This is a genomic window from Acidocella sp. (genome assembly GCF_050253495.1).
In the GTDB taxonomy this organism is placed as follows: Bacteria; Pseudomonadota; Alphaproteobacteria; order Acetobacterales; family Acetobacteraceae; genus Acidocella.
Window position 1 is genome coordinate 113,955 of record NZ_JBFWIX010000002.1, and the last position, 24,317, is coordinate 138,271.

The following is a 24,317-nucleotide window of genomic DNA, read 5'->3' on the forward strand; positions in this document are numbered from 1 at the left end:
TGGTCAGCCGGCTGGAGGAAAAGCGAGTCCGGCGGCGATCCGGTTCCAGGCGTTGATGGTGGCGATGGCGGTGCAGAGCAGGGCGAATTCAGGACCTGGAAAGGCGTGCTCGGCCGCTTCACGCTCGGCTTCGGTGAGAGGCGCGTGGGGCAGGGCGGTTAGGCGTTCCGTCCAGGCCAGGGCGGAACGCTCCTGGTCGCAGAACAGCCCGGAATCGCGCCAGGCTGCCAGCAGGTCCAGCTTCGCCTGCGCCACCCCCAGCTTGCGCGCGGTGGCCAGATGGAACTGGGTGCAAAAGGCGCAGCCATTGATCTGCGAGGCGCGGATCTTGACCAGTTCCGTAAGGGCGGGGTCCAGCCCGGCCTCCTTGACCGCCCCGGTGAGGGCGCGCAGCCCGGCGGGGATGGCTGGGTAGAGTTTCGAGAAATCGGCCAAATTCATTGCGAAGCTCCTGAGGGTGCGATATTGTCATAGCTCTGATAACATATAAGGGTTATGATATGAAGAGCGGCCCGGACATTCCCGAAGCGGGCGAGGGCAAGCGCGGCGAGGAAGGGTATCTTGGCTATCTGCTGCGCCAGGCGGCGCATGTTCACCGTCAGAGGCAGGAGCGCGCATTGGCGGATCTTCCCATGACCTTGCCGCAATTCGCGGTGCTGACCATGGTGCATGCCTATCCCGGCGCCTCGGGGGCGGATTTGGCCCGGCTGGCGTTGCTGACGCCGCAGACGGTGGGGGTCATCGTGAAAAACCTGCTCAGGGCCGGGTTGCTGGACCGGGCGGCGGATGCGCGCCATGGGCGCATCCTGCATTTGTGTCTCACCGAATCCGGGCGAACGATGCTGGCCGAGGCCAAGCGGCGGGTGCTGGCGCTGGAAGAAGAGCTCGCCGCCGGGCTGGAGACGGCGAAAAAGGCGGATTTATGCCGCTGGCTGGCGAAAGCCGCGCGCGGGCGAGATTGACGGGGCATGTCCCCCCCGCCTATACCCCGCCAACACGCCAGACCGGGGACGGTCCGGCGAATAGATTTATTTGTCTTTTGCCGGAGTAGAATGCCGTGAAACGGACCTATCAACCTTCCAAGCTCGTCCGCAAGCGCCGGCACGGGTTCCGTGCCCGCATGGCGACTGTTGGCGGCCGCAAGGTGATCGCCAACCGCCGCGCCAAGGGCCGCGCCAAGCTCTCCGCCTGATCGCGCGCCCCGCGCGCCGGCAGACGCTCATGGCCAACGCCCAGACACCGCCCGCCCGGTTGACCCGGCGCGCAGAGTTTTTGCGCCTGGCCGCGCGGGGGAAAAAAGTCGCCAAACATGGCTTCGTGCTCCAGGCTGTCCAGGATGGCCGGGACGAGATGCCGCGTGTCGGCTATACGGCCACCAAGAAGATCGGCAACGCCGTCTCACGCAACCGCGCCAAGCGGCGGCTGCGCGAGGCGGCGCGGTTGGTTCTGGCCGGGCGGGAGCTGCGGGGCGTCGAGCTGGTGCTGATCGCGCGGCGGGAAACGGGCGACATCGCGTTTTCCCGCCTGACCGGCAATCTGGCCCGGGCGCTGGACGAGGTGCTGGCATGAGCCCGGCGGCCCTCATGCTGTCCGGCGCCGTGCGCGTCTATGAACTCACGCTGCGCCCCGTGATTGGCGCCAATTGCCGTTTTTACCCTTCCTGCAGCGCCTATGCGCGCGAGGCCCTGGCTTGCCACGGCGCCGCGCGGGGCAGCCTGCTCGCGGCCCGGCGCATATTGCGCTGCCACCCTTTCAACCCCGGTGGATACGACCCGGTCCCCACTCCCAAGGATAGCTGAATCTGATGGACTCGAAGCGCCTGATCCTAGCCCTTGCCTTGTCTTTCGGCATTCTGGCCATCTTTACCGTGCTGCAGGAAAAATTCCTGCCGCACCCGGCGCCCAGCCCGGTGAAAACGGCCCAGCAGGACACGAAACCGGCCGGCGCGGGGGCGCAAACCGCCATGACCGCCGGCGCGCCCGCAACCGCGAGCGGGGCTGGCGTCAACGGACCGCGCCTGACGGTCGACGCGCCGATGCTCAAGGGCAGCATCAGCCTGACCGGCGCGGTGTTCGACGATGTGGTGCTGAAGGATTATCACGAGACCATCGCCAAGACATCGCCGCTGGTGCAGATCATGGGCCGGCGCGGCGGGGATACGCCGTCTTATGCCCAGTTCGGATGGACAGCGCCCGCGGGCGTGAAGGTGCCGGACGATCAGAGCGTCTGGACCCCCAGCGCGCAGGAACTGACGCCAGGGACCCCGGTCACGCTTTCCTGGGATAATGGGCAGGGGCTGATCTTCCAGCTCATCCTGAAGATCGACGATAAATATATGTTCACCGTGACCCAGAACGTGGTGAATCACGGCGCGGCGCCGGTCGCGCTTTACCCCTGGTCGCGGGTCGTGCGCGACTACAAGCCCAAGGAGGAAGAATCCAGCTGGGTGCTGTTCGAGGGGCCGTTGGGCGTATTCAACGGCACGCTGAAGCAGGAAGGCTATGGGACGCTGAAGGATGACGGCGAGAAGGCCCCGGGCGGTGTCGCTTATTCCAGCTCCGGCCCCGGTGGCTGGAGCGGCATCACCGACAAATACTGGCTGGCCGCCGTGGCGCCCGAGCAAGGGGCGCAGATGCATGCCACGATGAGCTACGGCAAGGTCCAAGATGGCGATGGCGGCGCGTATCAGACCAGCTTCATCACCGACAAGCCGGTCACGGTTCCGGCGGATGGCCAGGCGGGTTTCACCAGCCATCTCTTCACCGGCGCCAAGGTGGTGAAGATCCTGGATTATTACCAGCAGATTTATCATATCCCGAATTTCTACAAGGCGGTGGATTTCGGCCATCTCTATTTCCTGACCAAGCCGATCTTCTTCGCGCTGGACTGGCTGAACACGCTGACCGGTAATTTCGGCCTGGCCATCATGATCTTCACTGTCGGCGTGAAGCTGCTCTTTTTCCCGCTGGCGAGCTATTCCTATCGTTCGATGGGGAAGATGAAGGCGTTGCAGCCCAAGATCGCGGCGCTGAAGGAGCAGTATAAAGGTGACAATACCAAGCTCCAGCAGGCGACCATGGAGCTGTATAAGACCGAGAAGATCAACCCGGCCTCGGGCTGCTTGCCGATGCTGTTGCAGATCCCGGTGTTCTTCTCGCTCTACAAGGTGATCTTCATCACCATCGAGATGCGTCAGGCGCCGTTCTATGGCTGGATCCACGATCTTTCCGTGCCGGACCCGACGAATCTCTTCAATCTTTTCGGCTTGATTCCGTTCGATCCGACCGCGATCAGCCCCATGCTGCATATCGGCCTGCTGCCGATCATCATGGGCTTCACCATGTATTTGCAGCAGAAGCTCAATCCGGCCCCGGCTGATCCGGCGCAGCAGCGCATGTTCCAGCTCATGCCGATTATTTTTACCTTCATGTTGGCGCGCTCTCCGGCGGGGCTGGTCCTATACTGGGCGTGGAACAATATTCTTTCCGTGGGGCAGCAATGGCTGATCATGCGCAGGGCGATGGCGCCCAAGCAGGCAGTCCCGGCGAAGGGCTGAATTTCGCGGGCAACGGCCCGGCGCCGGAACAGATCGAGGCGGGGCGGAAACTTTTCGCCTCGCCTTGCGAGTTCTTTTATGCCGCGCAGGCGCTGGAGCATCTTCCAGAACCGCGCGGCAATGAGATCGCCCTGGCGGGACGTTCCAATGTCGGCAAATCCTCGCTGATCAACGCGATCACCGGGCGCAAGGCGCTGGCCCGCGTCTCGCATCAGCCCGGGCGCACGCGCCAGCTCAATTTCTTCGAATGCCAGGCGGGGCCGGTGGTGCTGGTGGATATGCCAGGCTACGGCTATGCCGAGGCGCCGAAGGAGATCAAGCGGGACTGGCAGGGGCTGATGCTGGATTATTTGCGGGGCCGGCCCAATCTGCGCCGCGTCTTTCTGCTGTTGGACGCGCGGGTGGAGGTGAAGGTTTCGGACCTCACGGTGATGGAACTGCTCGACCAGTCGGCTGTTTCCTTCCAGATCGTGTTGACCAAGGCGGATGCGGTCAAACCCGGCGCGCTGAAACGCAAACAGGAAGAGGTGCTGGCGCTGGCGGCGCGGCATCCGGCGGCCATGAACCGGGTCATGACCACCTCCAGCGCGGGCGGGGTCGGGATCGAGGAATTGCGGGCCGCCATCGCCGAATTCGTTGAGTGAGGTGCAGATGAACAGCGAAGAACTGAACGACGCCACCCGGGACGCGCACATCGTCACCAAGGTGCTGCCTTATCTGCGCCGCTATGCCGGGGCCACGATCGTGGTGAAATATGGCGGCCATGCCATGGACGGGTCGCTCGCCAATGAATTCGGCCGTGACATCGCGCTGCTGAAGCAGGTTGGCATCAACCCCGTGGTGGTGCATGGCGGCGGGCCGCAGATCAACGCGATGCTCAAGCGCCTCAACATTCAATCCAGCTTCGTGCAGGGGTTGCGCGTGACGGATGCCGCCATGGTCGAGGTGGTGGAGATGGTGCTGGCCGGTTCCGTCAATAAACAGGTGGCCGGGCTGATCAATGCCGCCGGTGCGCTGGCGGTGGGCATCTCGGGCAAGGATGGCGGGCTGATCCGCGCGCGCAAGCTGCGCCGCACCTATAAGGACACCGATTCGATGATCGAGCAGGCGCTGGATCTCGGTTATGTGGGCGAGCCGGTGTTTATCGACACACGTGTGATTCATGCGCTGACCGGCGCCGGGCTGATTCCGGTGATTGCCCCGGTGGGGGCTGGCGAGGATGGGCAGACCTATAACATCAACGCCGATACGGTGGCTGGCGCCATCGCGGGGGCGCTGAACGCGCAGCGCCTGCTGATGCTGACCGATGTGGCGGGGGTTCTGGATAAGAGCCGGCAATTGCTCAGCGATCTTTCCCTTCCGCAGATCCGGGCGCTGATCGCGGATGGAACGATTTCAGGCGGTATGATCCCGAAAGTGGAGACATGCATGGAAGCGGTGACGCAGGGGGTGAAGGGGGCGACCATTCTGGATGGCACCGTGCCGCATGCGTTGTTGCTGGAATTGTTCACCGAGCATGGCATCGGCACGATGATTCATAAATGACCGGTTTTCATGGGGGCGTGCCCCTCTGATCAAGCCGCCTCGCGGCCCGGCCGGATGTCTGGATTGTCGGCTAGGCCAACAAGAAAGGACGGGAAGGGCGATGACAACGACAATCTATCATAATCCAAAATGCGGCACGTCGCGCAGCGTGCTGCAAATTCTGCGCGAAGCCGGCGTTGAGCCGGAGATTGTCGAATATCTGAAAACGCCGCTTTCCCGCGCGGCGCTTGCGGATCTCGCGGGCAGGCTGGGTGGTGCCGCGCGGCTTCTGCGCGAAAAGGAACCCCTGGCCGCGGAGCTGGGGCTGAAAGGGGCCGCCGCCGAGACGATTTTGGATGCGATCGCTCAACACCCCATTCTGTTCAACCGGCCCGTGGTGGTGACGCCAAAAGGTGCCAGGGTTTGCCGCCCCGCCGAGCTGGCGCGCGAATTGCTGTAACATGTTCGTGGTGATCTTCAGGGCCCGCATCGCGCGGCTGGATGAGGATTACGCCAGGATGGCCGCCCGGTTGCGTGAACTGGCCCTACGGGAGTTCGGCTGCGTGGAATTTCACGCGGTGACGGAAGGGGAGGAGGAGGTGGCGTTGTCTTACTGGCCTGACCTCGCCGCGATCACGGCCTGGAAGAGGCAAGCCGAGCATCTGTTGGCGCAAAGCCACGGGCGGCAAAGATGGTATGAGTCCTATCGCGTGGAAATCGCGGAAATTTCACGCGCCTATGCCTGGCCAGAGGTTCGGCGATGACACAGGCCGCGCGGCGCCGGTAGGCCAGCAATGCGCGGACTTCCTCCGCGCAGATGAGCAGGAAATACAGGCAGCCCAGCGCGGAGGCGAGACCTATGACGATGCTGGGATTGACACAAAACAGCCATGCCATGGTGAGGTTCCTTTTCTAAAACAGGTTCATTTGCGGGCTGGCCGGAGCCGGGCCGGGAATGTGGAATTGAGAAATGTCAAGCTGTGAGCCGGTTTCATCCAAACCAAGATGCTGCACGGCGCGGACGAAGCGTTGCCGCATCATCCCGGCATAAGGGCCAGTTCCCATGAATCTTGCGTGGAATTGCGACTCATTGAGTTGTCCGGCGCGGCTCTGGCGGATCAGGCTCAGCACATGTGCGGCGCGTTCGGGCAGATATTTTTCCAGCCAGTCCGTGAACAGGGCGCCCAACTCGTGCGGCAAGCGCAGCATGGTTGTGTAGGCGCTGTTGGCGCCGGCCTTCGCGGCCTCGCCGAGGATGCGCTCCATCTCGGCATCGTTGAGGCCGGGGATCATGGGGGAAGCCATGACCCCCACGGGAATCCCGGCCTGCGCCAGTTCGCGGATCGCCGATAGCCGCCGGGCCGGGGAGGCGGCGCGCGGTTCCATCGCGCGGGCCAGGGCCGGGTCGAGCGTGGTGATGGACAGATGCACCTTCGCCAGATTTTTCGCGGCCATGCGACCGAGAATATCCTTGTCGCGCACCACGCCGGCGGATTTTGTGACGATGCCGACAGGGTTGTTGAAGCGCTCCAGAACCTCCAGAATCGAGCGGGTGAGGGAAAGGGTGCGCTCCACGGGCTGATAAGGGTCGGTATTGGAGCCGAGCACGATCACGGCGGGCTTGTAGCCGGAACGGGAGAGTTCCTTTTCCAGCAGGCGCGGGGCCTCGGGCTTGAAGACGATCTTGGTTTCGAAGTCCAACCCGGCGGAAAAGCCGAGATAAGCGTGGCTGGGCCGCGCGAAGCAATAGATGCAGCCATGCTCGCAGCCCCGGTAGGGATTCACGCTGGTCTCGAAGGCCAGATCGGGGCTGTCGTTACGGGCGATGATGCTCCGCGTGGCATCGCGGATCAGCGTGGTCTGGGGCTTGGAGGTGTCCTCATCGCGCCGCCAACCATCGTCGAACGCCTCCAGCCGCGCCACCTCGAAGCGATTGGCCGGGGTCTGGCTTGTTCCGCGACCCTTGAGGGCACCGGGAACGGTATCCTGCTTGATATGCACGCGGGAAACAGACATAATGTTCATGCTCCGTTCTGGCCTTGATTAAGGTCATTCCAGAACCACAAGTCAAGAACAAAATAAGAACGTTCTGTGTGGAGTTTTGCGTGGAGGCATGAAAAACCGGCTCACCCGGGGGCGAGGCGGTTAACGGTGGGAGATAAACTAAGTCTGGTTGGCGGGCTGGGCGTGTTTCAGCCCATGTTCCGGCCGGACAGATGTTCCTTCAGCCGGGGCATCAGCTCCACCAGATTGCAGGGGCGGTGCCGGGCATCGAGCTGAAAGCGCAGAATATCGTCCCAGCCATCCTTCACGGCCCCGGTGGAGCCGGGCAGGGCGAAGAGGTAGGTGCCGTTGGCCACTCCGCCCAGGGCGCGCGACTGCATGGTGGAGGTGCCGATCTTGGCGTAGGAGAGCATGCGAAACAGCTCGCCAAATCCTTCGATCACCTTGTCCAGCACGCGTTGAAAGGCTTCCGGTGTTACATCCCGGCCGGTGACGCCGGTGCCGCCGGTGGTGATGACGACATCCACCGTCGGCTCGGCGATCCAGCCGCGCAGCAAGGCTTCGATGCGGTCGGCATCGTCCTTGACGATGGCCCGGTCCGCCAGCTCGTGCCCGGCCTCGGCGATCCGCGCCGCCAGGGCGTCGCCGGAGCTGTCATTGGCCAGGGTCCGGGTGTCGGAGATGGTGGCGATGGCGATGCGCACCGGGATGAAGGCCCGGCTTTCGTCGATCCGGTTCATTGCGCGTCGGCGGTTTCAACCGCCGTGGCGCGCGGCCTGGCGCGCAGCACCGGAAAATCGCCTTCCGCCAGCTCATCCAGGCTGCGTGGCTTCAACCCGATTTCCTCGGCATAAATCCAGCTATCGGCCAGGACCTGGTGCACGAAATGACGGGTCTGATCGTTCGGGATGCTCTCGATGAACAGCAGGGGGTCGGAATGATCCCCGATTTTGCTGTACCAGGCCGCCGCCGCGCCAGGGCCGGCATTATAGCTCGCCAGGATGGCGAGCAGGTTATTGTCGATGCCGGGCTGCTTGGCCAGATATTTCAGATAGGCCTGCCCAAGGGCCAGATTGGTCGAGGGGTTGGTGATGGAGCCGGTGATGCCTTCGAAGCGCTGCATGGTGGCGGCGGTTTGCGGCATGAGCTGCATCAGGCCGCGCGCCCCGACGCGTGAGCGCGCCTGCGCATCGAAGCCGGATTCGGTGCGCGCCAGGGCGTAGATCAACGCCGGATCGACGCTAAAGCCGCCTTGTGGATGCAAGGCGGGCAAGGGCAGCTTGGTTCCGGCGATCTCATTGGCCGGGTCCGGCAAGGTGCCGGCGATGGCGATGGTCACATTCACCAGCCCGGCCCGCGCGGCCACGGCCATTACCGAGCGGCCGAGCCCGGGCGTGGTTTTGATTTGCGGCCAGAGCGAGCGCAAGGCGATCTCGGCCTGATCGTCCAGCCCGACCTGTAGCAGCTCGAAGGCCAGATGCCCGTCGGGCAGGGAATCCACGGCGGTGACATCGGCTTCGGTTAGGGTCGCGGAGATGCCGGTGGGGCCCATGCCCTGGCCGAGCAGGCGCCCGGCCAGCATGCCATAGAACGTGCCGCTGGCCCAGGACGCTTCATGCAGCCAGTCCAAATACTGGTCGGGCTGCTGCTGGCGCAGGGCCGCGCGCGCGGCCCAGAACTCGCTGGCGGCCCGGTCATCGTCGGAAATGCCGCCAAGCTGCGCCGATTTGCGGAAATCATCCGCCGCCTCATGCAGATCGTTCTGTTTCCAGGCATCCAGCCCGGCTGTGAAAAGGCGGCGCCAGCTTGCGCCATCCGGCGCGGAGGAAGGCCGCGCCGCGCCGCGATAGGCCAGCGTTTCTTCCGGCAGCAATTCGGGGTGGGGGGCGGCCGGCATCCGCGCGCGGGGCAGCTTGTGGCGCATCAGCGCATAGATGGCGGGTGCCGCGGGCTGATTGGCGTATTTTGCCCACCAGGCGGTCAGCTCGGCGGGTTTGGTGACGTAATTGTCGCTCAGATAGCGCTTGGCCAGAACCGCGCCGACCAGGCCGGTGTCCGACACGCGGGCCAGCATCTTGTCCGAGGCGCTGAAATTCCCCTCCTGCTGCAATTGCAGGGCGCGTTGATAGAATGCCACATCGCTGGGGGTCAGCGGTTGCGGCAGCACGACCTCGACATTGCCGGAAGGGGCATTTCGCGGCACGGCATAGGCTACAGATTCCCCGTTGATGCCGTCTGTCGGCTGTGTGGGGGGCGTCGTCGTTCCCGGGCCTTGTCCCACATTGGGGGACTCCGCCTTTGCCTGCACGAAACCCATGCAGCTAAAGGCGAAAACAGACATGGCGGCAATCGCCGTTCTGGTCATGTTCAGGCGGGAGAGCGGTTTTATGGCTCCTCGCATGCCGGTGGACCTACACAGGTCTTGGCGCCGACGCAAGCCTTAAAGGCGGCACCCGCCATGATGTGGCAAGGCGACGCTTTCCGCTGAACACATTTCTGCCATAGTTCGGCTTGCGATTCCAGAGATTATTTTAAAATAAGGCAATGAAAATTACGTTAATCAGCCTCGTGTTTCCAGCCATGCGCGCAGGCTGAGAAAGTCCTCCCAGGCTTCGCGCTTGGCCAGCGGCGTGCGGAGCAGATAAGCGGGATGGTAGCTGGGCAGGCAGGGCAGGGAGGTTGGCAGCCCCTCGATATGCGCCTGGCGCCATTTACCGCGCAGCCGCCTGATCCCGCCTTGCGCGTCCGCGCCGAGCAAGGCCTTGGCCGCCACGGCCCCCAGCGTGAGCAGCACGCGCGGGGCGATCAACGCGATTTGCCGGTGCAGAAACGGCAGGCAGAGCGCGATCTCGGCTTCCGTCGGTGTGCGGTTGCCCGGCGGGCGCCAGGGCACGCTGTTGATGATTCGCGCCTTGCCGCGGTCCATCCCGATGGAGGCCAGCATTTTGTCCAGCAATTGTCCGGCGGGGCCGACAAAGGGCTTGCCTGTCCGGTCTTCCTCGCCGCCCGGGGCCTCGCCGATGATGACCAGCCGCGCATCCGCCGCGCCATCGGCGAAGACGAGCTGTGTCGCGGTGTCGCGCAGCGCGCAACCGGTGAAGCCGCGCATGCAAGCCGCCAGCTCCTCCAGCGTGGCGCAGCTCGCGGCCAAGCGGGCGGCTTCCTCGGGGCCGGCGAGGGAGGGCGCGGCGGCGCGGCGCGGCGGCGCGGGGCGTTGGGTGGGGCGCTTGGCTGGAGCATCGGCGGCTGGCGCGGGAAAACTCAATGGCGCCGGCGCGGCGTGGCGGCGATCCTGGGGGGTGTCCAGCAAGGCCTCGTCGGCGCCCCATTCCCATTGCAGCCTCAGCGCGTCCATAAGCTCCATGGCCAATTCATTATCTTGCGGCGGGCTGGCCCGCCAGCCCTTTACTCGCGGGTAGGTTTATCATTAGACCGTCGGGACCGTGGTACAATAAAGGGACGCAACAATGTCGGATGAGGCGCTGCCGCGCGAGGCAATGGAGTTCGATGTGGTGGTCGTTGGCGCCGGGCCTGGCGGGCTCGCGGCGGCGATTCGCCTGAAGCAACTCAATCCCGAGCTATCTGTTTGCGTCGTGGAAAAAGGGTCCGAGGTCGGCGCGCATATTCTCTCCGGTGCCGTGCTGGAGCCGCGCGCGCTAAAGGAGCTGATTCCGGATGTTGATCCCGGCTTGATCCCGCTTGCCACGCCCGTCACGGCCGATGAGTTCGTGATGCTCACCCCCACCGGGGCGCGCAAGCTGCCCACCCCGCCGCAGATGCATAACGAGGGCAATTACATCGTCTCGCTCGGCAATGTGGTGCGCTGGCTGGGCCAGCAGGCTGAGGAGCTGGGGGTGGAGATCTATCCTGGTTTCGCCGCCGCCGAGGCGCTGATCGAGGCTGGCCGCGTGGTCGGCATCGCCACCGGCGACATGGGGATCGGCAAGGATGGCGAGCCGACCGACAATTATGCCCGCGGCATGGAGCTGCGCGCCACCTACACCATTTTCGCCGAGGGCTGCCGGGGCTCGCTCTCCAAGCAGCTCATGAAGGAATTCAGCCTGCGCGAGGGCGTGGACCCGCAGACCTATGGCATCGGCATCAAGGAGCTGTGGGAGATCAAGCCGGAGAAGTTCCGCAAGGGCCTGACCCAGCACAGCATTGGCTGGCCGCTTTCCACCGATACCTATGGGGGATCCTTCCTCTATCATTTCGGCGAGAATCTCGTGTCGGTCGGGTTCGTGGTGGGGCTGGATTATGCCAACCCCTATCTCTCGCCCTTCCAGGAATTCCAGCGCTTCAAGACGCATCCGGCCATCGCGCCGACCTTCGAGGGGGCCAAGCGCATTTCCTATGGCGCGCGCGCCATCAATGAAGGCGGGTTTCAGTCCCTGCCGAAGCTGGCGTTTCCCGGTGGCGTGCTGATCGGCTGCGCGGCGGGCACGCTCAACGTGCCGAAGATCAAGGGCACCCATACGGCGATGAAATCCGCCATGGTCGCCGCCGAGGCGATCGCCGAGGCGATCGCGGGCGACAAGCCGGATGTGCTGAACGCCTATCCCGACAAGCTGAAGGAAAGCTGGGTGTGGCCGGAATTGCACGCGGTGCGCAATATCCGTCCCGGTTTCGCCAAATTCGGTTTTTACGGCGGTCTCGTGAACGCGGCGCTGGAGAGCTATGTCTTCAAGGGCAAGGCGCCTTGGACGCTGAAGAATCATGCCGACAACACCTCGCTGAGGAAGGCGAAGGATTGCACGCCCATCGAATATCCCAAGCCCGATGGCAAGCTGACCTTCGACCGGTTGTCTTCGGTTTTCCTGTCCAATACCAACCATGAGGAAAACCAGCCCGCGCATTTGCAATTGCTGGACCCGGCCATTGCGATCACGGTGAATTACAAGGAGTATGCCAGCCCCGAGACACGCTATTGTCCGGCGGGTGTGTATGAAATCGTTGGTGCGGAGGAGAACGAGCCGCGCCTGCAGATCAACGCGCAGAACTGCGTGCATTGCAAAACCTGCGACATCAAGGACCCGACCCAGAACATCAACTGGGTGGTGCCGGAAGGTGCCGGCGGGCCGAATTATCCGGGCGGAATGTAGGCCTCATGAGTTTACGCATCGGCATTGCCGGCATTTCCGGCCGGATGGGGATTTATCTGGCGCAGGAGGCCGCCGCCGCGGCCACGCTGTCCGGTGGCACCAGCCGTTCCGGCGCCGGGCCGGCGGGGGCGGCGCATTTTCCGGACATCGTGGCGTTGGCCCGGGAGTCGGATGTGGTGATCGATTTCACCCATGCCAGCACGGTGCGGGCCCATGCCAAGGCCCTGGCCGAGACCGAAACGCCCTGGGTGCTGGGCACCACCGGCTATGACGTGGAGGATGAGGCGGCGATTCAGGCGGCGGCGGGCATTATTCCCGTCATCGCGGCGCCGAATTTCTGCACGGGCGTGAATCTGGTGCTGCTGCTGGCCAAGAAGCTGGGGGCGGTGCTGCCCGCCTCGCAATATGACGCCGAGATCGTGGAGATGCATCACCGCCAGAAGGTGGATGCGCCATCCGGTACCGCGCTCGCCATCGGCCGTGCGGTGGCGGCGGGGCGGGGTGTGGAACTCGCCGATGTGATCGTCTCCGGCCGGGACGGCCATACCGGCCCGCGCAAGGATGGCGAGATCGGTTTCGCCACGCTGCGCGGCGGTCAGGTCGTGGGCTCGCATACGCTGATGTTCACGGCGGGGGACGAGCAGATCAGCCTCACCCATCATGCCTTCGACCGGCGGGTGTTTGCCTCGGGTGCCGTGCGCGCGGCGTTGTGGCTGCATGCGCAACCGGCAGGGCTGTATGGCATGAAGGATTTTTTGAAGCTGTAGAGGCCGCTGGCCTGTGGACAAATGGGTTTCAGCCGCCGACGGTTTTGCAAGAAAGCTGTGATTTCGCGGATTTTTTGGAAAACAACAGGTCGGGGGCCTTTTCAATATCACCTTGGCGCGGGGGAGGCGGCCGGGCAGCCATAAAAGTCCGGCATATTGACCCAAGCCCCCCAATGCGCCATCCGAACCGCGCCGTTCCAGGGTGAATCGCCCTGCGGCTCGAAGTCTTACGGGGGTTTTGCATGCGCGATCGCGGAGAATTTCTGTTTACCTCTGAGTCCGTCTCCGAGGGTCATCCGGACAAGGTTGCCGACCGGATTTCCGATACCGTCGTCGATGCCTATCTGGCGGCCGACCCTTATGCGCGCGTGGCCTGTGAAACGCTGGTGACCACCAACCGCATCATCCTGGCGGGCGAGGTGCGTGGACCGGAAACCATCACCAAGGAATATCTGGCGCATCTGGCCCGTCTGGCCGTGCACGATATCGGCTACGACCAGGAGGGATTCTCCTGGAGGAACGCCGACATCGCCGTGCATCTGCACGCGCAATCGGCGCATATCGCCGTGGGGGTGGATGCCGCCGGCAACAAGGACGAGGGGGCCGGCGACCAGGGCATCATGTTCGGTTATGCCTGCACCGAGACCGAGGCGTTGATGCCCGCGCCGATCTATTATTCCCATTTGATCCTGCGCCGGATTTCCGAGTTGCGCCGCGCCGCCAACAGCCAGGTCAAGGGCCTGCTGCCCGACGCCAAAAGCCAGGTGACGCTGAAATATGTGGATGGCAAGCCGGTGGGCGCGACCTCCGTGGTTGTTTCCATCCAGCATGAGCCAGGCTTCACGCCCGCTCAGGTGAAGGAGATGATCCGCCCGATCGTCGCCGCGGCCCTGCCGGATGGCTGGATGCCGAAGGATGAGGAATTCTACGTCAATCCGACGGGGATTTTTGAAATCGGCGGGCCGGATGGCGATTGCGGCCTGACCGGGCGCAAGATCATCGTGGATACTTATGGTGGCGCCGCGCCGCATGGCGGTGGCGCGTTCTCCGGCAAGGATCCCACGAAGGTCGACCGTTCCGCCGCCTATGTCTGCCGTTATCTGGCCAAGAACGTGGTGGCCGCCGGCTTGGCCGAGAAATGCACCTTGCAGCTTTCCTATGCGATCGGCGTCAGCCAGCCGCTTTCGCTCTATGTGGACCTGCACGGCACGGGCCAGGATGTGGACGAGACGAAGCTGGAGAAGACGCTGCGCGAACTGGTGAACCTGACCCCGCGCGGCATCCGCGAGCATATGCAGCTCAACCGGCCGATCTATGCGCCGACCTCGGCCTTCGGCCATTTCGGCCGCGCGCCGGATGCGGCGTTGGGCACCTTCACCTGGGAGAAGACCGACCTGGTGCCCTCTCTGAAGAGCGCCTTCAACCGCTGAGATGGTTCGGGGCTTCGTGAGGAGCCCCGAAAACCGTTCATTCGTGGCCCCCGGTCCTGGGGCGCATTTCACTGGTGTTCCATGCAAGAGCGCGTCGAAGACCGGATCGTGTCTCCCCAGCCGCTTTGGTTGCGCACCGCGCCGGTATTGTTTCTGCTGTTCTGGTCGGCGGGGTTTCCGGTCTCCAAGATCGGCATCCAATACGCGTCTCCCTTCACCTTTCTGGTGCTGCGTTACGCGCTGGCGTTGCTGGTGCTGCTGCCGCTCATTCTCTGGCTGCGGCCGGCATTTCCCAAACGGCCCGTGGCCTGGCTGCATGTGGCCGTGGTGGGGGTCTGTATCCAGAGCGTCTATTTTGGCATGTGCTATGCGGCCTTGGCCTTGGGCGCCTCGGCGGGAGTGGTGGCGCTTGTGACCTCGTTGCAGCCGATGCTGGTGGGGGTGCTGGCGCCCATGCTGGTGCGCGAGAAGATCGGCGCCAAGGGCTGGGTCGGGCTGGCGCTGGGGTTTTGCGGGGCGGTGGTGACGATTTTGGGATATGGCGAGACCGGTCATATCTCCGTGCTGGGCGTATTATGCGCTTTTGGCGCCTTGTTCGGCATGACGGGCGGCACGCTGTATGAAAAACGGTTCGGCACGGGCATGCACCCTGTTGCCTCCAACACGGTGCAATATGCGGTGGCGCTGGTGACCATGCTGCCTTTCGCGCTGCTGGATTTGCGGGTCGATGTCACGGTCCCCTTCGTGGCGGCGATGGGTTATCTCGTCATCGCCAATTCGTTGGTGGCCGTTTCGCTTTATATCGCCATGTTGCGGTTTGGCAGAGCCTCGCAGGTTTCGGCCCTGTTTTATCTGGTGCCGCCGATCTCCGGGCTGATGGGCTGGGGCTTGCTGGATGAGGCGATGCCGCTGCTGGCATGGGCGGGTATGGCGGTGGCGGGGCTTGGCGTGGCCCTGGTACGCGGGCAAAGAAAGACCGCATGACGACTCTGAAACCACCCCCCGACCGCCTTTATGGTCGCTCCCGCGGCAAGAAGCTGCGCCCCCGCCAGGAATGGCTGCTGGAGGAATTCCTGCCGCGAACCGCATGGCCGGACGCGCCCTTCGCCATCCAGCCGCGTGAGCTGTGGCTGGAGGTGGGCTTTGGCGGCGGTGAGCATGCTTATGAGCTGGCCACGCATAACCCCGATATTGGTTATATCGCGGCGGAAGTGTTCGATAATGGTATCTGCTCGCTGCTCTCGCGCATCGCGCCGGATGGCGCGGGCGATCCGGTGCCCTTGCCCAATCTGCGGCTTTATACCGAGGATGCCAGGCCGCTGCTGCGCGGCTTCGCCGATGGCGCGCTCTCGAAATTATTCCTGATGTTTCCCGACCCCTGGCCAAAGGCCCGCCACGCCAAGCGGCGCTTCGTGCATCCCGAGATCGTGCCCGAGGTGGCGCGGGTGCTGCGCCCCGGCGGGGAATGGCGCATCGCCTCGGACGATCCGACCTATCAGGAATGGACGGACGAGGTTCTGGCCGGGCAGGCGTTTTTCACCGTCGGCCGGACGGACACTCACCCGGAAGGCTGGCCCCATACGCGCTATGAGGCCAAGGCCATCGCCGCTGGGCGCACGCCGGTCTACTGGTCCCTGATCCGGCGCTGACTTTTGCGTTCGCCTGCGTGCACGGGCAAGGCCCCGGGGTTGTTGTCTTGGCGAGGCTGTGATCTTGGCGAGCGCTCTCATCCGATCGGATGAGAGCGGATCTTTCCAGGCGTGGCCACGCTCAGCGCCGCGCCTGGAAGATCAATCCTCGTGTTCTTCCTCGTCTTCTTCCTCCAGCCCGAATTGCTGGGCCTCTTCGTCATATTCGAAGATTTCCGCATAGCGGCCCCAGGCGATGACGGTGCGCAGCGTCTCCTCGGCATATTCGGGCGACATGTGATCCTCCAACTGGTCGCGAAAGCGCACGGCGGCGGCGCGATGGTTGGAGCGCTGGTCGATGACGCTGCGGATCTCGGTGACCAGTGGCACATGCGCGCGCAAGGCTTCGGCGAAGATCTGCTTGCGCTCCTCCGTTTCGCCTTCGGCGAAGTGCCGTCCTGTTTCGGTGATCAGAATATCGCCTTCCTCCAGCACGGCGAACCCCAGAATGCCGAGTGTCTCACCCAGGGGCAGCAGCTCATCCACCTCGAATTGCAGGGCGGCGGCCAAGGCGGGCAGGTCGGCCCGGCCGTCATAAGGTTCGCTGTTCAGCGTTTCCAGCAGACCGGCGATGAGATTGGTGCCGACGGGATGCAGGGGATGCGCGAACGGGTTGGGCGCGAGGGCGGCGGCGGCATGAATTTCCGGCGGTTTGCGCCGGGTCATGATGCCGTAAATATCGTCCACCATTTCGCGGAAAGCCGGATCGAAACGGTTGCGCGGATGGGTGAAGGGGACTTTCAACTCATGCGCCACCCGGCCGGGATTGGAGGAGAAGACCAGGATGCGGTCCGCCATCAGCACCGCTTCCTCGATATTATGCGTCACGATCAGGATGGATTTGACCGGCAGCTTGCCGTCCATCCAGAGATCGATGAGGTCGGTCCGCAGCGTCTCGGCGGTCAGTACGTCCAGGGCCGAGAAAGGCTCGTCCATCAGCAGCAGGTCGGGATGCACCACCAGGGCGCGGGCCAGCCCGACGCGCTGGCGCATGCCGCCGGACAGCTCCTTGGGGTAGGCGCCGTCATAGCCGCCAAGGCCGATGAGGTCGATGGCCTCCTCGGAGCGTTCCTCGCGGTCATCCTTGCCCACGCCCAAGGCCTCCAGCCCCAGCTCCACATTTTCCTGCACTGTCAGCCAGGGGAACAGGGCAAAGCTCTGGAACACCATGGCGACACCGGGGGCGGGGCCTTTCAGCGGTTTGCCGCGCCAATTCACCTCGCCGGAGGTCGGTTTCAGCAATCCGGCGACGATGCGCAGCAGCGTGGATTTGCCCGAGCCCGAGCGGCCGAGCAGGGCGACGATTTCGCCCTCGTGCAGGGTGAGGTCCACATCGTCCAGCACCACCAGATCGGCGCTGGAATCCTTGTGATAGGCTTGGCGGCAATTGCGCACGCAGACGAGTGGTGTGCTCTGATGATCCATGGCGTTTACCCCAACGTGGTGCGGCGGACGGCATAGGCATAAAGTGGCCGCCACAATATGCGGTTGAAGAGGATGACGAAGCAGGACATCACCGCGACCCCCAGCACGACGCGCGGTGTGTTGCCCGAAGCCGTCGCCTGGGCGATATAGGCGCCGAGTCCTTGCGCGGCGAGTTGTTCGTGCCCCCAGCTTGCCACCTCGGCGACGATGGAGGCGTTCCAGGCGCCGCCCGAGGCGGTGAGCGCGCCGGTGATGAAATAGGGCAATATGCCGGGGATCATGACCTTGCGCCACCAGAGCAGCCCGTGAATATGAAAATTCGCCACGGCCTCCTTCATGTCGCCCGGAAAGGCGGCCGCGCCGGCGATGACGTTGAAGAGCACATACCATTGCGTGCCGATCAGCATCAGCGGTGTAAGCCAGATATTCGGATTGGCGTGAAAATAGACGATGGCCAGCACGACCGGCGGAAAGAGCAGGTTGGCCGGAAACGCGGCCAAGAATTGCGCGATGGGCTGGGCGACGCGCGTGGCTTTTGGCCGCAGCCCGATCCATACCCCCACCGGTACCCAGATCAGCGCCGCGATGATCATCAGCACCGTCACGCGGATGGCGGTGTACACGCCCATCAGCAAGGCCGTGGCAAGATCGTGCCAATGCAGCGTGGCGGAGACGTAATTCACGATCTGCCAGGCGGCGTAGATGGCGATGGCGGCAATCGCCACGAACCATAGCCCATCCACGAAGCGGGAGGCTTCCCTGGTCTCGTCCACCTGGCTTGGCTGACGCAAGGAGAGGCGCAGCCGGAAGATGGCGGCGAACACCCCGCCGATCGCCTCGCCGATGGCGCGGAACAAGGCGGTGCGGCGCAGCAGCTTGAGCATCCAGGGTTCAGGGCCGGAGATGGCGGCGGTGGTCTCGAAGCGGAATTTGCCGGACCAGGCGACCAGCGGGCGAAAGAGCAACTGGTCGTAAAGCAAAATCACCACCAGCATGGCCAGGATGGCGTAAAAAATGGCGGGCAGATCCTCCCTGGCCAGGGCCACGGCCACATAGGAGCCGATGCCGGGCAAGGTGAACTGGGTGTTGCCGACGGTCACCGCCTCCGATGCCACCACGAAGAACCAGCCGCCGGACATTGAGAGCATGGTGTTCCAGACCAGCCCGGGCATGGCGAAGGGCACGTCGAGCTTCCAGAAACGTTGCCAGGCGGAGAGGCGGAAGCTGCGCGAGGCTTCCTGCAGGTCGGCTGGCAGGGTGGTGAGGGACTGGTAGAAGCTGAAGGCCATGTTCCAGGCCTGGCTGGTGAAGATCACGAAGACCGAGGCCAGCTCCGCCCCCATCACCTTGCCGGGAAAGAGATGCAGGAAGAACACGGTGGTGAAGGTGAGGAACCCCAGAATGGGCACGGACTGGAGAATGTCCAGAATGGGGATCAGCACCATGCCCGCCCGGCGGGATTTTGCCGCCAGCGTGGCATAGGTAAAGGTGAAGAGCAGCGAGAAGGACAAGGCCGCGAACATGCGCGCGGTGGAGCGCAACGCGTAATAAGGCAGCCAGGACGGGTCGAGATGGATGGGGGTGTTCTCGATCTGCGCGATGGGCGTGCCGATGGTGGTGCGCCCGACCTCGACCAGCGCGATGAGCAGCGCCAAGACCAGCAGCATGGCGGCGCCGTCGAATCGGTTTGGCAAACGTTGCCCAGCCAGGGCAGGGGGGGTGTAATTCGTCATCGGGCCGCCTGGCTTCGGATGGAGAAGATCTGCCTCCCCCCTTAGCCATGTGACCGGCTTTTGTCACCCGGGGAAGGGTTGCGCTTTCATGACAGCCCCCGGCGCGTACCCGGCTCGGCTTGTTGCTGAAGCTGTGGGCCCCTAAAGCCCGCCATGGGCATGGCCGTGGCCATCATGGCTGTGGGGCTGGTCCGCGCGGGTCAGAGGAATGAGATGCAGATGCGCATAGCTTACGCCGCGCTGGGCGGTGAGGCTGTCCGCATGGCGCTGAATCGCCTCGGCGCTGCCGCGCAGCAGCGCCACTTCCAGGCAATGGTCATGGTCGAAATGCACATGGGTGGTGGCGATTCCAAGGTCATGATGCGCATGCTGGGCCTCGACCAGGCGCTGCGGCAGGTCGCGCATGGAGTGATCGTAAACATAGCTCAGGCTGGCGACGCATTGGGCGGCGCCGTCCGTCATCTGGTCCTGCTTGGCGGCGTCGCGCAGCATGTCGCGGATCGCCTCGGAGCGGCTGGCATAGCCCCGGCGGGCGGCCAGCGCGTCGATGCTTTCGAGAAGCCCGTCATCGATGGTGATGGTGATCCGTTCCATGCTGCTCTCCACTTCGCCGGGGTCAGTGACCGGTTGAGCCGAACCCGCCCGTGCCGCGCGGGGTTTCGGTGAGATCGTCCACCTCTTCCCAGGCGGCGCGCACCACCGGCGCCAGCACGACCTGGGCGATGCGCATGCCGCGTGTGACCTCGAAGGCGGTATCGCCAGTATTGAGGATGATCACGCCGATCTCGCCACGATAATCCTCGTCGATGGTGCCGGGAGCGTTGGGCAGGGTGATGCCGTTTTTCAGCGCGAGGCCTGAGCGTGGGCGCATTTGCAACTCATAGCCATCCGGCAGGGCGATGCAGAAGCCGGTGGGGATGAGGGCGCGTTGGCCGGGCTCGATGGTCACGGGTGCCCGCACGGCGGCCAGAAGATCCATGCCCGCGGCGCCGGCCGTGGCGTAGCCCGGCAATGCCAGCCCTTCGCCATGCGGCAGGCGGCGGATCTTCACTCCAACAGGTTTCATCTGAAATATTCTCCGATCTTCGCGGCAAGGCGTTGCGCCACCGCCAGCTTGTTCATGCGTTCCCAATGCGCGCCACCTGTTTCGGTGAGCAGCAGCACCTCGTTCTCGCTGCCGCCCATGATGCCGGTGCCACCGACATTGTTGGCGACCAGCCAGTCGCACCCCTTGCGGGCCTTCTTGGCGGCGGCGTGTTCCGCCAGTTTCTCCGTCTCCGCCGCGAAACCGACGACGAGGCGCGGGCGCCGTGGGCCGGGGGCGGAAAGACCCGCCAGAATATCCGGGTTTTCAGCCAAGACGAGGGCGGGTGGGGTGCCGCCATCTTTCTTGATTTTTTGCCCGGCCTCGGTTTCGGCGCGCCAATCCCCCACGGCGGCGGCGCAAATGGCGATGTCGGCCGGCAGGGCTTCCTGCACGGCTTCCTGCATTTCGCGGGCGGTTTCCACATGGATGGTGACAAGGCCCGGCGGGTCCGCCAGGGCGACGGGGCCGGAAACAAGGGTGACACGCGCGCCAAGGGCCGCCAGGGCCGCGGCGATGGCATGGCCCTGGCGGCCGGAGGAGCGGTTGGCGATGAAGCGCACCGGGTCGATCGGCTCATGGGTGGGGCCGGAGGTGACGATGGCGTGCCTGCCCCGCAACGGGCCGGTATGCAGCGCGGCCTGGATGGCGGCGAGGATCTCCGGCGGTTCCACCAGACGGCCGGGGCCATATTCGCCGCAGGCCATCGGGCCTTCATCCGGCTCCACCACCAGCACGCCGCGCTGCTTCAACAGGGCCATGTTGGCCTCGGTGGCCGGGTGTTGCCACATGCGCACATTCATGGCCGGGGCCACCAGCACGGGCTTGTCCGTGGCCAGGAGCAGGGTGCTGGCGAGGTCGTCGGCCAGCCCGGCGGTCATTTTGGCCAATATGTCCGCGCTGGCCGGGGCCACGACGACGAGATCGGCCGAGCGGGACAGCTCGATATGGCCCATCTCGCTTTCATCGGTCAGGGAAAATAGATCCTGATGGACCTTGGAGCCGGTGAGGGCCTGCAGCGACAGCGGCGTGACGAATTGCGCGCCGGATTTGGTGAGCACGGCGGTAACGCCAATGCCCGCCTTGGTGGCCAGGCGCACCAGCTCCAGCGCCTTATAGGCCGCGATGCCGCCCGTGACGATGAGCAGGATGCGCTTCACAGCTTCCAGCCGGCGTGGATGGCGGCGATGCCGCCGGAGAGGTTGCGGTAGCTCACGCGCTCGAACCCAGCGGTCTCGAACATCTGTTTTAGCTCCTCCTGCGGGGGGAACATGCGGATGCTCTCCGCGAGGTACTGATAGCTCTCGGAATCCTTGGCCACGATGCCGCCGATTTTCGGCAAGGCCTGGAAGGACCACGTGTCGTACAGCTTTTCCAACCCCGCGATTTGCAGCTTGGAGAATTCCAGCACCAGGAAGCGCCCGCCCGGGCGCAGCAGGCGGAAGGCTTCCTCGATCACTTTCTGCTTGTTGGTGCAGTTGCGCAGCCCGAATGCCATGGAGACACGGTCGAATGCCCGTGCCGCCAGCGGCAGCGCCTCCGCGTCCGCCACCAGGAACTCGATATCGCCCAGATAGCCGTTGGCGGTGGCCCGGTCCCGCCCCACATTCAGCATGGATTCGTTGATGTCCGACATCACCACCGGTCCGCCGCCGCGTTTCAGCCAGCCAAAGGTGATGTCCCCGGTGCCCGCCGCCAGGTCCAGCAGCTTGTGGTGGGGGCGCGGGTCCAGCATCGTGAGATATTCACGTTTCCAGAGCCGGTGGATGCCGAGCGACATCAGATCGTTCATCACATCGTATTTGCCGGCCACGGAATCGAACACTTCCCGCACCAGGGTGCTTTTTTCGCCCCTGGGGACGGAGCGGAAGCCGAAATCGGCGGTGTCTTGCGGATCGTGCGGGGCATTGTTCTGGCTCATGGGGGGCTTTATAGCCTTGTTTTGCCATGCCGGAACTCCCCGAGGTCGAAACCGTGATGCGCGGGCTGGACGGTCATCTGACCGGCCGGCGCATTGTCCGCGCCACCCTGCGCCGCGCCGATATTCGTTGGCCCGTGCCGCCTGAACTGCCGCGCATGCTGACCGGCGCCACCGTGCGGGGTTTCCGGCGCCGGGGCAAGTTCATGCTGATGCGGCTGGATAATGGCTGGTCGATGCTGATCCATCTCGGCATGTCCGGCCGGATGTTGCTGGATAAGCCCGAGTCCGCGCATGAGCATTTGACCATCGAGACCGAAGATGGCGGGCGCGTGGGGTTTGTGGATCCACGCCGGTTCGGAATGTTGGATCTGGTATGCACGGCGGCGGAGGACAACCATAGATTGCTGGCGGGGATGGGACCGGAACCGCTGGGCAATGAGTTTTCCGGCGATTATCTGGCCGCGATCGCGAAGGGGCGATCCGCCCCCATAAAGGCCGTGCTGCTGGACCAGCGGGTGGTGGCGGGCATCGGGAATATCTATGCGAGCGAGGCGCTGTTTCGCGCGGGTATTTCCCCCCTCCGCGCGGCGGGCAAAATCTCCCGCCCCAGGTTTGAGGCGCTGGCCCAGGCCGTGCGCGCCACGCTGGTCGAGGCGATCGCGGCGGGAGGGTCCTCCTTGCGCGATTATGTGCAGCCAAGCGGTGAGCTTGGTTATTTTCAGCATGCCTGGAAAGTTTATGGCCGTGAGGGGGAGGCGTGTGAGCGCTGTCCTGGCCCTCCCGCCTGCGAGGGGATCCGGCGGGTCGTCCAATCTGGCCGCGGCACGTTTTATTGCGCGAAAACGCAGCGCTGAGTTTCACCTGAACCGAGCCGCGCTGGCGGGGCGTCGATTGTTTTTTTTCGAAAACAGTTCATTCCACTTATGGTTGTTTTTGGGTGGTCTGGGCCGATCCGATAACGGAAATGTTGCTTGATCAATTAGAACGGATCGGGCAGCTAACCTGACAAAATCGCTCGTGCTTTTTGTCGGAATTGCGAAGTTTATAGGAAATCAGCATGTCAGATACCACCGTGACGTCGACTCTGAACGATGCCGTTTTTACGGATGGCGCTTCCATTTCCGGAACATGGACGGATACTTATGACAGCGCGGAAACGCTGACGAGTGTTTCGGATGTCGTGGTGACGCTGACCAATGACGGCACGACGGAAGTCTACAGCACGGGCACGGTCTATCATGGGGGTGGGGAGAGTTCGAATTTCAATTACGAGATTGAGCTCACCGCCTCGGATGGCAGCAAATTATTCCTGGATTGGGAAAACGGTGTCGAGGAGCCGGCCAGCCTTTATACGGGCACGGTCACGGTCACCAGCGGCACGTTCAATGGCAACAGCTACAGCAGGCACAACCCGTATTACCAATATACCTCCTATCAGCCCGCCTCCGGTGGATCCTACGCTCTGGAGGATGGCGGCACCGTCACCGACGTGACTTGTTTTCTCGCCGGCACGAAGATCAGGACTGTTTCAGGCGAAGTCGCCGTGGAGACCCTCAAGGCCGGGGACATGGTTCTCACCGCGGCGGGCCAGGCGGTGCCGGTGCGCTGGCTGGGCCGTTCCACCATCGCGGGTCGCTTCGCCGATCCATTGCGTGCCGCGCCGGTTCTGATCAAGGCCGGTGCCTTGGGAGAGGCCTTGCCGAGGCAGGACCTTCGTGTCTCCCCCGCCCATGCCTTGTTTCTGGATGGCGTTCTGGTTGAGGCGGGCGCGTTGGTGAATGGTTTGACCATTCTGCGCGAGGAGATGGCGGATCATTTTGTTTATTACCATGTCGAGTTGGCAAGCCATGATTTGCTGATCTCCAACGGGGTGGCGAGCGAAAGTTTCGTTGACAACGCGGGACGAATGAATTTCGACAATTGGAACGAGCATGAGGCGCTGGGGGCTGGAGCCTGCATCGCTGAAATGGACTATCCGCGCGTGAAGGCTGCGCGCCAATTGCCGCAAGGGCTGCGTGCCCGGTTGATGGCCTTGCGGGTTTCCGGCTCATTGATCCAGGCCGCCTGACGGCGTTTTCACGCT

At 63.9% G+C, this 24,317-nt stretch carries 27 protein-coding genes; 16 read left to right on the top strand and 11 right to left on the bottom strand.

Annotated features, from left to right (window positions below; genetic code table 11):
- Window positions 1-3: 3 nt before the first annotated feature.
- The gene (locus AB7D48_RS02680; RefSeq protein WP_427975772.1) at window positions 4-441 is read right to left on the bottom strand and encodes a carboxymuconolactone decarboxylase family protein; all 438 of its coding nucleotides are present in this window, start codon (window positions 439-441) and stop codon (window positions 4-6) included.
- A 59-nt stretch (window positions 442-500) separates the two neighbouring features.
- On the opposite strand from AB7D48_RS02680, the gene AB7D48_RS02685 reads away from it, so the two are divergent.
- From AB7D48_RS02685 to AB7D48_RS02725, 9 genes are all read left to right on the top strand, one after another.
- Entirely contained in the window at window positions 501-962 is a 462-nt protein-coding gene (locus AB7D48_RS02685; RefSeq protein ID WP_427975773.1) for a MarR family winged helix-turn-helix transcriptional regulator, read from the top strand.
- Window positions 963-1,057: 95 nt separating this feature from the next.
- The gene (gene rpmH / locus AB7D48_RS02690; RefSeq protein ID WP_284259385.1) at window positions 1,058-1,192 is read left to right on the top strand and encodes a 50S ribosomal protein L34; all 135 of its coding nucleotides are present in this window, start codon (window positions 1,058-1,060) and stop codon (window positions 1,190-1,192) included.
- Window positions 1,193-1,221: 29 nt separating this feature from the next.
- Window positions 1,222-1,569 carry a ribonuclease P protein component gene (gene rnpA, locus AB7D48_RS02695; RefSeq protein ID WP_427975774.1) on the top strand — a complete coding sequence of 116 codons (348 nt, stop codon included), beginning with the start codon at window positions 1,222-1,224 and terminating at the stop codon, window positions 1,567-1,569.
- Complete coding sequence (gene yidD, locus AB7D48_RS02700) at window positions 1,566-1,799, top strand: membrane protein insertion efficiency factor YidD (protein WP_427975775.1); 234 nt, start codon at window positions 1,566-1,568, stop codon at window positions 1,797-1,799. Before rnpA ends, yidD begins: the two co-directional genes overlap by 4 nt.
- Before the next feature lie 5 nt (window positions 1,800-1,804).
- The gene (gene yidC / locus AB7D48_RS02705) at window positions 1,805-3,556 is read left to right on the top strand and encodes a membrane protein insertase YidC (protein ID WP_427975776.1); all 1,752 of its coding nucleotides are present in this window, start codon (window positions 1,805-1,807) and stop codon (window positions 3,554-3,556) included.
- On the top strand, window positions 3,499-4,200 hold the full coding sequence (gene yihA / locus AB7D48_RS02710) for a ribosome biogenesis GTP-binding protein YihA/YsxC (protein WP_427975777.1): 702 nt from the start codon (window positions 3,499-3,501) through the stop codon (window positions 4,198-4,200). Before yidC ends, yihA begins: the two co-directional genes overlap by 58 nt.
- 7 nt (window positions 4,201-4,207) lie before the next feature.
- Window positions 4,208-5,101, top strand: a complete 894-nt coding sequence (gene argB, locus AB7D48_RS02715; RefSeq protein WP_427975778.1) for an acetylglutamate kinase — start codon at window positions 4,208-4,210, stop codon at window positions 5,099-5,101.
- A 100-nt stretch (window positions 5,102-5,201) separates the two neighbouring features.
- Complete coding sequence (gene arsC, locus AB7D48_RS02720; protein ID WP_427975779.1) at window positions 5,202-5,540, top strand: arsenate reductase (glutaredoxin); 339 nt, start codon at window positions 5,202-5,204, stop codon at window positions 5,538-5,540.
- A gap of 1 nt (window position 5,541) precedes the next feature.
- Window positions 5,542-5,844 carry an antibiotic biosynthesis monooxygenase family protein gene (locus AB7D48_RS02725; protein WP_427975780.1) on the top strand — a complete coding sequence of 101 codons (303 nt, stop codon included), beginning with the start codon at window positions 5,542-5,544 and terminating at the stop codon, window positions 5,842-5,844.
- A gap of 148 nt (window positions 5,845-5,992) precedes the next feature.
- Here the strand turns inward: AB7D48_RS02725 and AB7D48_RS02730 are convergent, their stop codons facing one another.
- From AB7D48_RS02730 to AB7D48_RS02745, 4 genes are all read right to left on the bottom strand, one after another.
- Window positions 5,993-7,096 carry a PA0069 family radical SAM protein gene (locus AB7D48_RS02730; protein WP_427975781.1) on the bottom strand — a complete coding sequence of 368 codons (1,104 nt, stop codon included), beginning with the start codon at window positions 7,094-7,096 and terminating at the stop codon, window positions 5,993-5,995.
- Between the two features lie 176 nt (window positions 7,097-7,272).
- On the bottom strand, window positions 7,273-7,824 hold the full coding sequence (moaB, locus tag AB7D48_RS02735; RefSeq protein ID WP_427975782.1) for a molybdenum cofactor biosynthesis protein B: 552 nt from the start codon (window positions 7,822-7,824) through the stop codon (window positions 7,273-7,275).
- Entirely contained in the window at window positions 7,821-9,425 is a 1,605-nt protein-coding gene (locus tag AB7D48_RS02740; RefSeq protein WP_427975783.1) for a transglycosylase SLT domain-containing protein, read from the bottom strand. Before AB7D48_RS02740 ends, moaB begins: the two co-directional genes overlap by 4 nt.
- A 219-nt stretch (window positions 9,426-9,644) precedes the next feature.
- On the bottom strand, window positions 9,645-10,448 hold the full coding sequence (locus AB7D48_RS02745) for a uracil-DNA glycosylase (RefSeq protein WP_427975784.1): 804 nt from the start codon (window positions 10,446-10,448) through the stop codon (window positions 9,645-9,647).
- Window positions 10,449-10,551: 103 nt separating this feature from the next.
- On the opposite strand from AB7D48_RS02745, the gene AB7D48_RS02750 reads away from it, so the two are divergent.
- From AB7D48_RS02750 to trmB, 5 genes are all read left to right on the top strand, one after another.
- Window positions 10,552-12,186, top strand: coding sequence for an electron transfer flavoprotein-ubiquinone oxidoreductase (locus tag AB7D48_RS02750; protein WP_427975785.1), 1,635 nt, complete (start codon window positions 10,552-10,554; stop codon window positions 12,184-12,186).
- A gap of 5 nt (window positions 12,187-12,191) precedes the next feature.
- Complete coding sequence (gene dapB / locus AB7D48_RS02755; RefSeq protein ID WP_427975786.1) at window positions 12,192-12,953, top strand: 4-hydroxy-tetrahydrodipicolinate reductase; 762 nt, start codon at window positions 12,192-12,194, stop codon at window positions 12,951-12,953.
- Window positions 12,954-13,195: 242 nt separating this feature from the next.
- Window positions 13,196-14,383: a methionine adenosyltransferase gene (gene metK, locus AB7D48_RS02760; RefSeq protein WP_427975787.1), complete on the top strand. Its 1,188-nt coding sequence runs from the start codon at window positions 13,196-13,198 to the stop codon at window positions 14,381-14,383.
- Between the two features lie 81 nt (window positions 14,384-14,464).
- Window positions 14,465-15,367 carry a DMT family transporter gene (locus AB7D48_RS02765; protein ID WP_427975788.1) on the top strand — a complete coding sequence of 301 codons (903 nt, stop codon included), beginning with the start codon at window positions 14,465-14,467 and terminating at the stop codon, window positions 15,365-15,367.
- Window positions 15,364-16,032: a tRNA (guanine(46)-N(7))-methyltransferase TrmB gene (trmB, locus tag AB7D48_RS02770; protein WP_427975789.1), complete on the top strand. Its 669-nt coding sequence runs from the start codon at window positions 15,364-15,366 to the stop codon at window positions 16,030-16,032. Before AB7D48_RS02765 ends, trmB begins: the two co-directional genes overlap by 4 nt.
- Before the next feature lie 141 nt (window positions 16,033-16,173).
- Here the strand turns inward: trmB and AB7D48_RS02775 are convergent, their stop codons facing one another.
- The 6 genes from AB7D48_RS02775 to AB7D48_RS02800 form a co-directional block, all read right to left on the bottom strand.
- The gene (locus AB7D48_RS02775) at window positions 16,174-17,496 is read right to left on the bottom strand and encodes an AAA-associated domain-containing protein (protein ID WP_427975790.1); all 1,323 of its coding nucleotides are present in this window, start codon (window positions 17,494-17,496) and stop codon (window positions 16,174-16,176) included.
- Window positions 17,497-17,501: 5 nt separating this feature from the next.
- A complete protein-coding gene (locus AB7D48_RS02780; RefSeq protein ID WP_427975791.1) occupies window positions 17,502-19,229 on the bottom strand; it encodes an ABC transporter permease in 1,728 nt (575 codons plus the stop codon).
- A 141-nt stretch (window positions 19,230-19,370) separates the two neighbouring features.
- Window positions 19,371-19,823, bottom strand: coding sequence for a nickel-responsive transcriptional regulator NikR (gene nikR, locus AB7D48_RS02785; RefSeq protein WP_427975792.1), 453 nt, complete (start codon window positions 19,821-19,823; stop codon window positions 19,371-19,373).
- 22 nt (window positions 19,824-19,845) lie between these two features.
- Window positions 19,846-20,295, bottom strand: coding sequence for a dUTP diphosphatase (dut, locus tag AB7D48_RS02790; protein WP_427975793.1), 450 nt, complete (start codon window positions 20,293-20,295; stop codon window positions 19,846-19,848).
- A complete protein-coding gene (coaBC, locus tag AB7D48_RS02795; RefSeq protein WP_427975794.1) occupies window positions 20,292-21,473 on the bottom strand; it encodes a bifunctional phosphopantothenoylcysteine decarboxylase/phosphopantothenate--cysteine ligase CoaBC in 1,182 nt (393 codons plus the stop codon). Before coaBC ends, dut begins: the two co-directional genes overlap by 4 nt.
- On the bottom strand, window positions 21,470-22,234 hold the full coding sequence (locus tag AB7D48_RS02800; RefSeq protein ID WP_427975795.1) for a class I SAM-dependent methyltransferase: 765 nt from the start codon (window positions 22,232-22,234) through the stop codon (window positions 21,470-21,472). Before AB7D48_RS02800 ends, coaBC begins: the two co-directional genes overlap by 4 nt.
- 26 nt (window positions 22,235-22,260) lie before the next feature.
- On the opposite strand from AB7D48_RS02800, the gene mutM reads away from it, so the two are divergent.
- Window positions 22,261-23,088: a bifunctional DNA-formamidopyrimidine glycosylase/DNA-(apurinic or apyrimidinic site) lyase gene (gene mutM / locus AB7D48_RS02805; RefSeq protein ID WP_427975796.1), complete on the top strand. Its 828-nt coding sequence runs from the start codon at window positions 22,261-22,263 to the stop codon at window positions 23,086-23,088.
- A gap of 203 nt (window positions 23,089-23,291) precedes the next feature.
- A complete protein-coding gene (locus AB7D48_RS02810) occupies window positions 23,292-24,302 on the top strand; it encodes a Hint domain-containing protein (RefSeq protein WP_427975797.1) in 1,011 nt (336 codons plus the stop codon).
- The last annotated feature ends 15 nt before the right edge of the window (window positions 24,303-24,317 follow it).